Below are 13,057 nucleotides of genomic sequence, written 5' to 3' on the forward strand. Positions count from 1 at the left end.
GTAGATTTTTATAAAAAAACAAAAATACGCATAGAAGTTAACACTTCAAATTAATATCCTGTTTTCATAAATAAAGTATAAAGAAACAGCAAGTCTTGAATAAAAACTTGCTGCTACTTTTTAAATTTTATACATAGTACGATTATACAAAGAAATCTTTAAACCATTGTCCAAAGTTCTTTTTCCATATAAAAAAAGAGGTAGGCATTATCTTTTCAAGATCCAGATTCTCTTTTATTTCTTCAAACGTAGTTCCTTTAACAAATTCTAGTCTTTTCCATCTTTCTGGCTCTAAATAATAAAAATCGAATATAGTTTTGTAATTATTCTCATTTACACTTTCCCATTTTTCTATAAGCGCCTTTTTATTAATCTCAAAGTCGTGCCCCCAATTGCTGAACTTCATCTCTAATTCTTCCTTTGAGCGCGATACACATTCGTGAAGAACCAATCCTTTATAATAAATTACCCTCTTACGTGTTCTTCTTCCAATCTTATAACTCGGATAGTTTGTAGCTACAATAACTTTTGATGTTTTTTCAACATACAACATACCACTATCAACTCTCTTATAAAGATTTATCAGATAAGGAGATATTTGAACTTGATTTTTCTCAGGGTTGTCAAGAAAATGATCTTTAGTTCTTAAAAAAGCAACAAATTCTTTAAATTTTAAAAAATACTCATCACAATCTAATTGGATTAACCAATTACCAATACCCATTTTTTCAGATAATATTTTACGTTCACGAACTTCACATTCCATACTGTTTAGTTCTGGGCAATAAAAATTCTCTTCTATAATCTGAATTTTCGAATCTACGTCTACTGCTTTAATCCATTGAAAAAATTCGTCTTCTATAATAAAAGACTCCCCTTTCCAAGTTTTTCTTTCTTTATCAATTGCTAAAAAAATTGAATCTGATTCTTTATATACTTGAGGAAGAGCAGTTTTAAGATAACTATAATCATAAGAAACCAAAAAGCCAACTTGAATTTTTTTCATTTATCTATATTTAAAGGTACAAATGTACTAATATTAATTAAAATTATTTTTAGAGCTAACCTCAATTGAAAAAGTAATATTATATATTTGCGTTTTTCTGTTAATAACAAATATCATGCACACTCCAAAAATCTCTGTTATAATGCCCGTATATAATGCAGAGCCTTTTTTAAAAGAAAGCATAGAAAGCATTCTGAACCAAACATATACTGACTTTGAATTACTAATCCTGAATGATAAATCTACCGATAATAGTTTAGAAGTAATTAAACAATGCCAGCAGAAAGATTCAAGAATTATTATAATTGACAAAAAAATAAACGTTGGTCCTGCAAACCTTAGAAATGAAGGAATGCAGATTGCAAAAGGAGATTTTATTGCCCTTATGGATGCCGATGATATTGCTTTACCAAATCGCTTTGAGAAACAAGTAGAAGTTCTAAAAAACAATCCCGAGATTGGAGTATGCGGAACGTGGTTTACCTTTTTTGGATCAAAGCAAAATAAAGTTATCAGACATGGTGAAGATCATGACCACATAAAAATTTCATTTTTACATAGCTGCGGTATCGGAAACCCAACAGTTATGCTAAAAAAAGACGCTTTAAATAATTTAGAATTTAATAATGATTATGTCCCTGTTGAAGATTATGATTTATGGAGCAGGTTGTTGCCTAAAACTAAGTTTCACAATATCCAAGAATCTTTATTAAATTATAGACAGCATAATAATAACATTAGCAAGACAAAAATTGACAATGTAAATAAATCTATAAAAAGAGTAAAAGCAAACCAAATGACAGAATTTGGGATAAATCCTGCTGATCCTAAAATAGATTTTTACATAAATGCACTTTCTATAAAAAGAGGACTCGTTACTGACGAAGTAATTGAAATTATAAATGCTTCTAAATTTTTACTTTCACAAAATGAAAAACTAAAAAACTTTGATCATCCTCAACTTGAAGAACACATAAACAGGACATTAATACGTACAATTCGTAATGCTAGCAACTATAATATTTCCTATTATAATCATTTAAGAAAAAATGAGAATAAACTTTTCCAGAAAATAAATGGGCTGGACAAAATTGTTCTTTTATTTAAATCTATAATTAACCTGAAGAAATAATTAGGTTTTAATATAACGCCAAAGAAATTTTATTTTAGTTAAAAAACCAGCATTCGCTAAAAATGCTTTGATTGCTTTTTTAGGTTCTGTTTTATCTTGATTTTTATCTTTAACTAATTTCAAAGCTTCCTGTGCTGAATATTTCAATAATGAATTCATAATTTTTGCCACATTCTTTGTTCTGGCTTCTGGAATACATTCGTATATTTCTTTTAGATTGAGATATGATGAATATCGCTGAAAGAAAGCAGATTTTAAAGAATATATTCCTCCTGGATGCCATCTATAAACGGCACTTTTAAAATTCATATAAGCACCTTTTCCGTGACATAATGCCAAAGAATAAAGTGTATTATCCTTTCCGTAAGTAAACTTTTTATAATCAAGTGGATCAACCGCCGATTTTCTAAAAAGACAAGTTAAAGTATAGGTACAATAAGGAACAAAAAGATTATCAAAATCAATAGTATAAACTGAAGGCAAAGTATCCTTAAAATCATTAGGAACTAATTCTGTTCCTTTTTTAGTAAAAAAATCAGTCCATGTTATTACATAATCATCATTGCTTTCTAAAAAATCAACTTGCTTTTGTAACTTCGATGTATCAATCCAATAATCATCTCCTTCACACAAAGCAATATATTTTCCTTGTGCCATCGGAAAAGTAAGATCACTCCAAAAATTAACTTTTTTAGAATATTGATTTTCTTTCTGAAAGATAGGCTTAATGATTAATGGATATCTATCTACAAACTCTTTTACGATAGTCGCAGTTTTATCTGTAGAAGCATCATCATGTATAATTATCTCAAAAGGAAATGTCGTTTCTTGGCTTAAAAAACCTTCAAGAGTTTCCTGAATAAATCCTTCGTGATTGTATGTATCACACAAAATACTTACCAAGGGTTGTTCTGGATTACCTTTCCAATTTAAAATAATATTATGTTGATCTTTCATGAAATTATATCTAAAATGTAGTTAACTATCTGCTTAATATCTCTATTAAAAAGCCTACGTTTTCTTTTGTATTTAATTTAAAATTCAAGTTTTTTGGCAGGAACTCCAAAAACTGTTGTATTCTCTTTTACATTCCTAATAACTAAACTTGCCGCACCAACTGTAGCTCCTTTGCGTACAACTACATTTGGTAATATTGTAGCTCTTGTATTTAAACAAACTTCTTCTTCTAACACCACAAACCCTCCCGTAAAACAATAAGCGTTTAAATGAGACCATTTACCCAACTTTGTATCATGTCCTAATCCTACAAAACCTTGTATTGTAACAAAATCTTCTATCACACAATCATTACTTATATTGGAGTTCATAAAAGCTATCAATCCATTACCTATAACTGCATTCGTGTTTAAAATTACCGAAGGGTGAATTAAGTTAATAAACTTTCCTCCTTTGTCCAAAATTAGTTCTACATAATGTTTTTTCCATTTTACACTTCCTAATGCGCAAACAAAAACATCATTCTCTTGAATTTCATAACTCTCGACTGATGAAATAATTTCTGGGTAATTTTCAAATCCCGCAAGCGCATCAGATTTATCATCCAAAAAACCTTTTAAAACATATTCAGTATTATATCCCGAACATTGTTTTGCTAAGTCATGAACCTCACGACCATATCCTCTTGCTCCTATTATTATTAAATTCTTCATTACTCAATTATTAAATTACATGCTGCCCAAGAATATCCTACTCCAAAACCGGCTATTATCAAATTATGACAATTTGCTAATCTATTTTCTTTTTGGGCTTCATACAATGCTATCGGAATTGTAGATGAAACGGTATTACCACAATGTTGCATTGAGATAAAGAATTTTTCTTCTGGTATTTTGATTTTTTTTCTCAAATGATTAAGCATATACTTATTCGCTTGATGAAAAATAAACAAATCTATATCATCTTTGGTTAGATTAGATTTCTCTAAAATGGCCTCAGTAAGTTTCGGAACAAACTCTCCTGTAAAGTTGAAGATTTCGGTTCCATTCATGAATAAATTTTTGTCATTTCGGACATTTCCAAACTCATCAGAAATATCTTCATTATTGTTTGAAACAGGAAAACGCATTCCTCCTTGTTTTACAATTAGATTCTCTGCTCCTTTTCCGTCCGTTCCAAAGATAAAATCACCAATAGAGCAAAATCCTTCTTCACTACTTATTAATGTTGCAGCAGCAGCATCTCCAAAAATTGTTTTATTGCTTTTGTCTTTAGGGTGAATAAATTTTGAATAGGTTTCTGAAGTAATCAACAAAACATTTTTTGCCATTCCTCCAGCAATCAGCCCTTTTGCTAAACTCAAGCCATATACAAATCCGGAGCATCCTAAATTAAAATCTAAGGCTCCTATAGTGGTATTTAAGTTTAATTTTTCCTGAATAATACAGGCTGTAGTTGGTAAAAAATAATCAGGGCTCTGTGTACAAAACAATAAAAAATCTATAGTCGATTTATCTATATTATGCTCAGCAAATAATTTCTCGGCAGCTTTCACAGCCATGTCTGATGAAAACTCATCATTTGCGCTTATGTGGCGAGAATTAATTCCAGTTTTTGAACTGATTTTTTCAATATCCCATTCTGGAAATTCCTGATTAATTAAATCATTAGATAAAATAGCTTCGGGTAAATAATACGAAATGGCTTTTATATTAGCTTTCATTGTCAGAATTATATCGTTGATGTTCTTCCTCCGTCTAAAACTATATTTTGTCCCGTAATCCAACTACTTGCATCAGATAGTAAAAAAACGATTGGGTTGGCAACCTGAATTGGATCTCCATAACCTAAAGGGTATTTCTTTTCATCTTGCTGAATTACTTCTAAAGATAAATCTTCAATAGACTTAGATGTTATTTCAGTTTTAACCATTCCTGGTGAAACACAATTTACACGCGTTTTACTTGTAGCAAATTCAGCTGCCCAAACTTTTGAGATTGCAATTAATGCTCCTTTGCTTGCAGCATAAATTCCGTTTCCTTTCATGCCAAACAAACCTGCAATCGATGAAACTAAAACAATTGAACTTCCTTTATTTATTTTTTTCTTTTTGAAAATTAAATTGATTAGATATACAATTGAGTCAAAATTTATCGATCGCATCTCATTCATTAATTCTTCTGAATAAAATTTAACTGGGGCTAATGTTACAACTCCTGCTGAATGCACAATTCCATCTACGTTTTCGATAGTATCAACAATAGCTTTAATATCTTCCATTTTAGATAAATCGGCAACTATAAAACTGTTTTCATTACCACATTCCTCTATTAATTTTTCGAGAAAATCTTTACGTCTTGCTATAGCTATAAAAGTTCCTCCTTGTCTTGTTATTGCTAAACAAGTTTCATAACCAATCCCCGAAGAGGCTCCGGTTACTATTATTTTTTTTCCTGATAAATCAAATGGATTCATTATATATCTTTTAATTCTTTTTTACCATTAAAATATTCGTAAAACTTTAAAATTCTAAATTCTTCATCTCCAAATATTGGTGAGCTGTCTTTAAAATTCACTAAATTCGACTGAATATTTTCAATGATTTTTTTATCTTCATTTAAAACTAAATCCAAGGATTCATTGGAGCTATTATTAATAAAATCAATAATATTTTGCTCTGACTCGCTTAGGTCTTTATCAAATTTTGGAGAGAAATAACGTACTCTTAAATTTGTTTTAGAAGGTGACTCGGGAAGCATAAAGCCAAAATAAAACCCTTTTCCTTCTACCGAACTTATAAATGCATTAGGATAGATATAAAAATGTAAATATCCCTGTGTTTTAAATGTTCTGCCTGATAATGACTTTTCAATAATTTTACTCTGTTTTGCGCTTTCTCCTTTTGGAAATTCGCACCAGCTATGTGCATTATAAAAATCAAATTTTTCGGGAGATACTGAACCAAATCCCATTTTTGCAAATGAATTTTCATGTACAGATGTACAATGGTAGCACTCTAAAACATTTTCGACCAAAAGTTTCCAATTTACATTGTGTTCAATTGTATAATCGATTGTTTTTGTCCCAAAATGCTTGCTTATATCTTCTAGCGGAGTAAATATATTCCCTAAATACTCTTCTAAATTTTTATCTAGCTGATTATTTAATTTTATAAAAATAAAATCACCACAATAACCAACTTCGTATTCTTTAAGCCTTAATTCATTTATGTTATCTTTCTCAAATGAGTTTCGACACATAAGACCTACTACATTACCTTTTTTGCCATAGGTCCAATTATGGTATAAGCAAGAAGAAACTCTATTTCCATAAGGTTCCTGATGTATTGTATTAAATCTGTGCAAACACACATTCTGAAAAGACTTTATTGTACCATTAAAGTTTTGGACAAAAATTTTATCTCCATAGTACTCAAAAGTTACAAAATCATTATTGTTTAATAATTCATTTTTATGAGCAACTAATATCCAGGATTCATCAAAAAACAAAGCTTTCTCTTTTTGATAAACCACTTCGTCTACGTAATTTAAATTTTTGGTCATATTTCTATCAAATCTGAAATCATAACATTATCCAACCTAACTCTGGCTGTTCCCCAAGATAAACCAACTCCAAATCCGCATAAAATCAAATCCTGACTAGTATTAGCAAGACTATCTTTTAATTCCGTTACTATTGTTAAAGGAATTGTTGTAGAAGATGTGTTTCCAAATTCTTTCAAAGAATAAGGAACTTTCTCAACGGGTAGTTTTAGTTTTTTAACAATCATTTTGTTCATCATCAAATTTGCCTGATGAAATACAAAATGATTTATGGCATCTTTATCAATTTCAAATTTTTCGATAAGTTTATTTACGGTCTTAGGAGCCTGTGAGATCCCAAAACTAAAAACATCCATTCCGTCCAAAATTAGCTGACAAGCATTTCTTTCGATTCCTGGCGAAATAGTATGATAGGTCAAGGACTCAGAATTTGTTCTGTTTCTAGAACCTCCATCATTTACGATTATCGTTTTATAACCTGAACCATCTGTACCTAAATCAAAAAGCAAACGCTCTGCTTTTTCATCAAGCTCAAATGCTGTTGCACTACCTCCATCTCCAAAAAGTGGAACGGTACTTTTATCTGATTTCGAAAGTAATTTACTACTGGTGTCTCCAGCCAAAAGCAATCCTTTTTTAATTCCTGTTGAATTCATCATACTAGCAATTATCGACATACCATAAACATACCCTGAACACCCTAATGGCACATCAAAAGCAATACAATTTGTCGATAATCCTAATCTGTCCTGAAGTATAGCCGCAGAAACGGGTAAAATATAATCGGCAGTTTGAGAAACAAAAACTAAGATTTCTATTTCTTCTTTCTGCCAATTTAAATCTTTGATTAATTTTTCAGCAGCCTCACAACATAAATCAGAAGTACAAATTTCCTTAGTTGCAATACGTCGTTCTTCAACGCCTGTTGCATCAATGAATTTCTGAATTTCTTCTTGTGTCAATATATCTAAATCAATATTACGTTCTGTGTTTTTCGGAACGCAACATGAAATACCTTTTATTGCAATATTATTTACTGAAAAAGTAGCCATTTCAATTACCCTTTATTTTTTATTATTTCGAAGATATCGTTTAATGTATTTGAAGATTTAATATCATCTCCCGTTAATTTTACCGAATATTCTTCATCCGCCATAGCAATTAATGATAAGGCTGTTAATGAATCCCATTCTTCTAAATCTCTAAAAACAGTTTCTTGTTTTATTAATGTTGCATCCGTATCATCTAAAATATCTGCAAAATTTTGCAAAAAAGTGTTGATTTCCATATTATTCTTAATTTTATTTTGGGTTTATTATGTATCTAAATTCTGTAATAAGTCTATAAAAAATATTCTTGTTGTACAGGAAAAAACTACTCTTAAAATATTGTTCTTCAAACAAGTCTGACATTAAGAATATTTCTTCTTCTTTTATAATATTGACTTATACTAATAAATTAGGTTTCTTTTCCTATTTTTACCCCGCAAATATAACAATAGTTTACCCTTAACGGTTAATTAAACTCACTAAATCCATAATTAAATGATTCCTGTAACCAAAACTTTTTTACCTCCACAAGAAGAATACAATTCTTATGTAAAACGTGCGTGGGATAAAGCTTGGCTCACAAACCGTGGTGAACTGACATTAGAATTAGAACAAAAACTTAAAGATTATCTTAGTGTTTCTAACCTAACAATTACTAATAACGGTACAATCCCGATACAAATTGCATTAAAATTATTTGGCAAAGGAGGCGAAATAATAACAACTCCTTTTTCATATGTTGCCACTTCGGCTGCAATTGTGTGGGAAAATTGCAAACCTGTTTTTGTAGACATTCATCCTGAGTATCTAACTATAGATGAAACCAAAATCGAAGCCGCAATAACTCCAAGAACTACGGCAATATTAGCCACTCATGTCTTCGGAAATCCATGTCACGTAACTGCTATAGAATCTATTGCAAAAAAACATAACCTTAAGGTTATTTATGATGCTGCACATTGTTTTGGCGTTAAATACAACAACCAATCTCTCTTTAATTTTGGAGATGTAAGCACTTGTAGTTTTCATGCAACAAAATTATTTCACACAGGAGAAGGTGGAGCGATGTTCTGTAATGACAAAGAAATACATCATCAATTATTTTACAGTCATAATTTTGGTCATAATGGACCTCTTGCTTTTCATGGCCTTGGGATTAATGCTAAAATTTCTGAATTACAATCGGCTATGGGATTAGCGATTTTCCCATATATGAAACACATTATTACCGAAAGAAAAAAAGTAACTGATTTTTATAATGAAAATCTAAATTTCAGCAACTTAAAAAGCATAAAAATTAGAGAAAACACAGAATGGAATCATAGTTATTATCCTTTACTTTTTGATTCTGAAACAACATTATTGAGAGTTCAGGAAGAATTACAAAAAGAAAATATAGTTCCTAGACGTTATTTTTACCCATCGCTAAACACTATTGATTACACAAAAGGCGATGCAATGCCAATATCTGAATCTATTGCATCAAGAATAGTTTGTTTACCACTTTACGTAGGACTTACTCCTGAAGATTTAGAAAAAATTGTTCAAATTATAAACAAAGAAGTATCATAGTATCAGTTATACGCTGCTATCATGAAAATTTATCTCTCATTTAATATCCAAACTTTATGAGTCAAGACATAAACACTGAAATTCTCAACGCCTATGAAGTCATTAAAAATGGCGGAATTATACTTTACCCAACTGATACTGTTTGGGGAATTGGTTGTGATGCAACAAATCCTGAAGCTGTTGCCAAAATATACAAACTGAAACAAAGAGCCGAAACTCAAAGCATGATTTGCCTAATGAATGGCGAAAAAATGATGTATAATGTATTTAAAGATATTCCTGAAGTAGCTTGGCAAATTATGGATTTGTCTGAAAAACCAACAACGATTATCTTAGACAAACCCCGAAATGTAGCTCCAAATATTATTGCTCCAGATAATTCTCTAGGAATTAGAATAGTAAAAGAGCCTTTTTGTTTTAAACTTTTAGAGCGAATGAAAAAGCCTCTAGTATCAACTTCGGCTAATATTTCTGGACAACCTACACCAATAGCTTTCAAAGACATTAATCCTGAAATCATTAAGGGAGTTGATTATGTAGTAAACCTATATCACGATAAAGTAGCAGGAAAACCATCTACAATTATAAAACTTACAAGTGATTCTCAAGTAAAAGTAATCCGTAAGTAATTTAGAACTAATTGATAATTAACAATTGTTAATTATCAATTAGTTTCAAACTTTCTATCAACCAATCAATATCTTCCTTGGTATTATAATGACTTAAAGAAATTCGCAAATTCGGAAGTTTTAAATCAGCTTCCGAAAGCATTTCTTTTAAAACATGTGATGGTCTAATACTTCCAGACTGACAAGCACTTCCTCTAGAAACAGCAATTCCTTTCATATCCAGATTAAACAACAACATCGATGTTTTGTCTACCGAAAAAGGCAATATTACATTCAAGATTGTATAGAAATCATCTTTTGTTCCGTTAATTCTAAAACCTGGCAACTCTTTCTCTAATTGAGTAATTAAATAGGTTTTTAAATCTAAAATATATTTTTTTTCATTATCTAAGTTTTCATACGAAAGTGTCAAAGCTTTAGCCATACCTGCAATCTGATGTACAGCCTCTGTTCCTGCTCGCAAGCCTTTTTCTTGCTCTCCTCCAAAAAGTAATGGTTGTAATCCTGAATTTTTTCGAACAAAAGCAAAACCAATTCCTTTTGGTCCATGAAATTTATGAGCGCTTGCAACAATAAAATCTAGCAAATTACTTTGTAAATCAATTTTTGCCTTACCTACAGATTGCACCGTATCCGAATGAAATAGCACATCGTATTGCTTACATATAACACTTACTCTTTCTAGGTCTAAAACAGTCCCAGTTTCGTTATTAACGTGCATTAAACTCACCAATGTTTTTTTCTCATCTGAAAGTAAATTTGATAAATGAGTTAAATCTATTGATCCATCAGAATTAATATTTACATAATCAACCTGAATATTATATTCTGATTCTAATACCAAAACAGTATGCAAAACGGCATGATGCTCGATTTTGGTAGTAATAATACGTTCAACTTTTAAATCCTTTACAGCTGAACGAAGTATCCAATTATTAGCTTCGGTACCACCAGAGGTAAAAATAATCTCTTGTGCCGAACAATTAAATTGTTTAGCTATACTTTTTCTTGAAAGTTCTAAAATTGTCTTAGCATTACGTCCAGAACTGTGTGGCGATGATGCATTTCCATAATCTTCTGTCATTACTTTTGTCATTTCCTGAATGACTTCTGGACGTATGGCAGTTGTAGAGGCGTTATCGAGGTATACTTTTTTCATTGTGGCAAAGTTATGAAATATCAATTGTCTATTCTTAAATATCAATTATCAATTTTTTCACTATTTTTGACCCAAATAAAAACATAATGAAAAAAATTGCAAGCATACTATTATTTGCCTTTCTATTAAACGGTTGTGACGATGGAGATTTATCGGTTGATCTCATTAATTTTGAAGATACTAAAACATTAAATTGTCCTACTGATGATACAGTTCTAAGCTCTCTACTTTTTAAACTAAAAGAGAAGGAATCATTATTACTCTACGTACCTAAAACCATTTTTGGAGGAGAGCCAAATATAGTACCAAAATTTTACGACATCAACCTTACCGATCATCGTGTTATTTATCGCGCCTATAATGGTAAAATTGAGGAAAATAATATTTGCGCTGTTATCCCGCCCGCAACTCCTAATGTAATTGAAGAATGGATAGCAACTTCAGGGTTAATTAGAGTTCTCACATCTCCTATTATTGTAACCAATGAAACCAATAATAGTACTCGTATAACAGGATACAACTATAACATCGTTTTTAATAATATTACATTTGATAAACCTAGTGGGCCTCAAACTTATCAAACATTTTCATTCGGAGATTATAATACGACCGTTACACCTGCTACTTTAGCACAACCTTTTCTTGCGTCAAACGCAGGACAATGCACTGAGTTAAAACAAGTATACAATTATAATGCTGGATCTAGTGAATCAATTACTATCGATAATATTGACCCTAGTTTAATAGTAAACGAAGTTACTCCTCCTGATGCTCCTAGAACTGGATTAATCAATGACACAACAAACAAAGTAATATATCGTACTTATAAAGGAGGTGTTTTAACAAAAGATTATTTCTGTAAAGCCATCCCTCCAACTAGTCCTTCAGTAACTCAAATTTGGGCAGGTATAAATGGTATTGCTGAACAAAGTGGTATTATAGAAGTTAAGACTACAGGTATAGGAAGCACAGGTTTTTTACATACAATAACACTTAAAAAAGTTTCTTTACAGAAAGGAACTAATGTGTTCAAACTAGGTGATGCTTTTGTCTTAGGCGAAATAACAACCAGTAAATAAAACAAAAAAAACAACATTCAAAAAATCCCTTTTTCGAATGTTGCTACCCATACTTAGAAAAAATAATTCTTACAAAAACGTCTGTTTTTAAATTGAGTTTCAAATTGAAATTCTCTTTAAAAACAGACGTTTTTTTATGCTTAATACTAATTTATTTTATGCCTTAAAATATACCTTATTTAGCATTTTGCACAAAATAAACTTCAGTTGCTCCTAAGCCATATTTTTGATAATTGGCGTCCTGAAAATTGATTCCGTCATAACGTCCTAACAAAAAATCAAGTTCGGCTTTTAAAATCCCTTCGCCAACACCATGAATAAAAACAATTTTAGGAATACGATTTCTAATTGCAAACTCAATGTGTCGTTTTGCCGTTTCTGTCTGCAAAGTCAAAATATCATAGTTAGACATTCCGCGTTTATTTGGCACTAATTTTTCGATATGCAAATCAAATTCTGGGGCAGGAATTTCACGTTTATCCTTGCGTTCTTTCACAAAACTCCTTGCTTTTGGCTCTTCTTTCTCTTTTGAAACCTCACTTATATCAATTCTTTTAATAGAATTCATTAAGTTACTGGAATCATGAATCTTAATTAACTCGTTGACAAAAAATGTCATCGTAAATCCGTCCTCAGTTTCTATCGTTACCTCGTTATTTTTAGTCGATAACACTACTCCATTTATAGCTTCGTCCAGAACCGAAACCTTGTCTCCTTTATTCAACATCTTCCTCTTCTTTATCTTGATTTTTACTTGGCGTTTTTGCACTTAACTGCATCATCCCTATCATAAAAATTACAATCGCAATAATTGTAATATAAATATTTTTATCCGCAGATGACTGTTCATATAATGCAATTAAAATTGCAATTATCATTATTGGGATTCTTAGTTTTTTCATTTTAATACG

15 protein-coding genes are annotated in these 13,057 nt (G+C 30.8%); 4 read left to right on the plus strand and 11 right to left on the minus strand.

Annotation, left to right across the window (positions count from 1 at the left end):
- Positions 1–142: 142 nt before the first annotated feature.
- A complete protein-coding gene (locus B8T70_RS03510) occupies positions 143–1,006 on the minus strand; it encodes a hypothetical protein (RefSeq protein WP_039115122.1) in 864 nt (287 codons plus the stop codon).
- 115 nt (positions 1,007–1,121) lie between these two features.
- On the opposite strand from B8T70_RS03510, the gene B8T70_RS03515 reads away from it, so the two are divergent.
- A complete protein-coding gene (locus B8T70_RS03515) occupies positions 1,122–2,138 on the plus strand; it encodes a glycosyltransferase family 2 protein (protein ID WP_086893930.1) in 1,017 nt (338 codons plus the stop codon).
- Here B8T70_RS03515 and B8T70_RS03520 read toward each other — a convergent pair whose 3' ends face one another.
- From B8T70_RS03520 to B8T70_RS03550, 7 genes are all read right to left on the minus strand, one after another.
- Positions 2,139–3,095, minus strand: coding sequence for a glycosyltransferase (locus B8T70_RS03520; RefSeq protein WP_086893931.1), 957 nt, complete (start codon positions 3,093–3,095; stop codon positions 2,139–2,141).
- A 77-nt stretch (positions 3,096–3,172) separates the two neighbouring features.
- Positions 3,173–3,808 (minus strand): acetyltransferase, encoded by a 636-nt coding sequence (locus B8T70_RS03525; RefSeq protein WP_086893932.1) that lies wholly within the window; start codon positions 3,806–3,808, stop codon positions 3,173–3,175.
- Positions 3,808–4,818 carry a ketoacyl-ACP synthase III gene (locus tag B8T70_RS03530; RefSeq protein WP_086893933.1) on the minus strand — a complete coding sequence of 337 codons (1,011 nt, stop codon included), beginning with the start codon at positions 4,816–4,818 and terminating at the stop codon, positions 3,808–3,810. Before B8T70_RS03530 ends, B8T70_RS03525 begins: the two co-directional genes overlap by 1 nt.
- Before the next feature lie 8 nt (positions 4,819–4,826).
- Positions 4,827–5,570, minus strand: coding sequence for an SDR family NAD(P)-dependent oxidoreductase (locus tag B8T70_RS03535; protein WP_086893934.1), 744 nt, complete (start codon positions 5,568–5,570; stop codon positions 4,827–4,829).
- Positions 5,570–6,658, minus strand: a complete 1,089-nt coding sequence (locus tag B8T70_RS03540; protein ID WP_086893935.1) for an aromatic ring-hydroxylating dioxygenase subunit alpha — start codon at positions 6,656–6,658, stop codon at positions 5,570–5,572. Before B8T70_RS03540 ends, B8T70_RS03535 begins: the two co-directional genes overlap by 1 nt.
- On the minus strand, positions 6,655–7,710 hold the full coding sequence (locus B8T70_RS03545) for a 3-oxoacyl-ACP synthase III family protein (protein WP_086893936.1): 1,056 nt from the start codon (positions 7,708–7,710) through the stop codon (positions 6,655–6,657). The genes B8T70_RS03540 and B8T70_RS03545 overlap by 4 nt, the downstream gene beginning before the upstream one ends.
- Before the next feature lie 5 nt (positions 7,711–7,715).
- Positions 7,716–7,946: a phosphopantetheine-binding protein gene (locus B8T70_RS03550; protein ID WP_035621212.1), complete on the minus strand. Its 231-nt coding sequence runs from the start codon at positions 7,944–7,946 to the stop codon at positions 7,716–7,718.
- A 256-nt stretch (positions 7,947–8,202) separates the two neighbouring features.
- On the opposite strand from B8T70_RS03550, the gene B8T70_RS03555 reads away from it, so the two are divergent.
- Together B8T70_RS03555 and B8T70_RS03560 are read left to right on the plus strand one after the other, a co-directional pair.
- Positions 8,203–9,279 carry a DegT/DnrJ/EryC1/StrS aminotransferase family protein gene (locus tag B8T70_RS03555; RefSeq protein WP_086893937.1) on the plus strand — a complete coding sequence of 359 codons (1,077 nt, stop codon included), beginning with the start codon at positions 8,203–8,205 and terminating at the stop codon, positions 9,277–9,279.
- Positions 9,280–9,335: 56 nt separating this feature from the next.
- On the plus strand, positions 9,336–9,908 hold the full coding sequence (locus B8T70_RS03560; RefSeq protein ID WP_039115124.1) for an L-threonylcarbamoyladenylate synthase: 573 nt from the start codon (positions 9,336–9,338) through the stop codon (positions 9,906–9,908).
- Positions 9,909–9,936: 28 nt separating this feature from the next.
- Here B8T70_RS03560 and B8T70_RS03565 read toward each other — a convergent pair whose 3' ends face one another.
- Complete coding sequence (locus tag B8T70_RS03565) at positions 9,937–11,067, minus strand: cysteine desulfurase family protein (RefSeq protein ID WP_086893938.1); 1,131 nt, start codon at positions 11,065–11,067, stop codon at positions 9,937–9,939.
- Between the two features lie 86 nt (positions 11,068–11,153).
- Between B8T70_RS03565 and B8T70_RS03570 the strand changes: the two genes are divergently transcribed.
- Positions 11,154–12,146 carry a hypothetical protein gene (locus tag B8T70_RS03570; protein ID WP_039115126.1) on the plus strand — a complete coding sequence of 331 codons (993 nt, stop codon included), beginning with the start codon at positions 11,154–11,156 and terminating at the stop codon, positions 12,144–12,146.
- A 175-nt stretch (positions 12,147–12,321) separates the two neighbouring features.
- Here the strand turns inward: B8T70_RS03570 and B8T70_RS03575 are convergent, their stop codons facing one another.
- The gene (locus tag B8T70_RS03575) at positions 12,322–12,873 is read right to left on the minus strand and encodes a Smr/MutS family protein (RefSeq protein WP_086893939.1); all 552 of its coding nucleotides are present in this window, start codon (positions 12,871–12,873) and stop codon (positions 12,322–12,324) included.
- Entirely contained in the window at positions 12,863–13,048 is a 186-nt protein-coding gene (locus tag B8T70_RS03580; RefSeq protein WP_039115131.1) for a hypothetical protein, read from the minus strand. Before B8T70_RS03580 ends, B8T70_RS03575 begins: the two co-directional genes overlap by 11 nt.
- Positions 13,049–13,057: the final 9 nt, after the last annotated feature.

Source organism: Flavobacterium sp. AJR (assembly GCF_002156885.1).
Classification (GTDB): Bacteria; Bacteroidota; Bacteroidia; order Flavobacteriales; family Flavobacteriaceae; genus Flavobacterium.

Coding starts and splice junctions, on each gene's coding strand:
- B8T70_RS03565 (WP_086893938.1), bottom strand. CDS start 11,067: ATGAAAAAAGTATACCTCGATAACGCCTCTACAACTGCCATACGTCCA.
- B8T70_RS03535 (WP_086893934.1), bottom strand. CDS start 5,570: ATGAATCCATTTGATTTATCAGGAAAAAAAATAATAGTAACCGGAGCC.
- B8T70_RS03580 (WP_039115131.1), bottom strand. CDS start 13,048: ATGAAAAAACTAAGAATCCCAATAATGATAATTGCAATTTTAATTGCA.
- B8T70_RS03555 (WP_086893937.1), top strand. CDS start 8,203: ATGATTCCTGTAACCAAAACTTTTTTACCTCCACAAGAAGAATACAAT.
- B8T70_RS03515 (WP_086893930.1), top strand. CDS start 1,122: ATGCACACTCCAAAAATCTCTGTTATAATGCCCGTATATAATGCAGAG.
- B8T70_RS03525 (WP_086893932.1), bottom strand. CDS start 3,808: ATGAAGAATTTAATAATAATAGGAGCAAGAGGATATGGTCGTGAGGTT.
- B8T70_RS03510 (WP_039115122.1), bottom strand. CDS start 1,006: ATGAAAAAAATTCAAGTTGGCTTTTTGGTTTCTTATGATTATAGTTAT.
- B8T70_RS03520 (WP_086893931.1), bottom strand. CDS start 3,095: ATGAAAGATCAACATAATATTATTTTAAATTGGAAAGGTAATCCAGAA.
- B8T70_RS03530 (WP_086893933.1), bottom strand. CDS start 4,818: ATGAAAGCTAATATAAAAGCCATTTCGTATTATTTACCCGAAGCTATT.
- B8T70_RS03570 (WP_039115126.1), top strand. CDS start 11,154: ATGAAAAAAATTGCAAGCATACTATTATTTGCCTTTCTATTAAACGGT.
- B8T70_RS03545 (WP_086893936.1), bottom strand. CDS start 7,710: ATGGCTACTTTTTCAGTAAATAATATTGCAATAAAAGGTATTTCATGT.
- B8T70_RS03540 (WP_086893935.1), bottom strand. CDS start 6,658: ATGACCAAAAATTTAAATTACGTAGACGAAGTGGTTTATCAAAAAGAG.
- B8T70_RS03550 (WP_035621212.1), bottom strand. CDS start 7,946: ATGGAAATCAACACTTTTTTGCAAAATTTTGCAGATATTTTAGATGAT.
- B8T70_RS03575 (WP_086893939.1), bottom strand. CDS start 12,873: ATGTTGAATAAAGGAGACAAGGTTTCGGTTCTGGACGAAGCTATAAAT.
- B8T70_RS03560 (WP_039115124.1), top strand. CDS start 9,336: ATGAGTCAAGACATAAACACTGAAATTCTCAACGCCTATGAAGTCATT.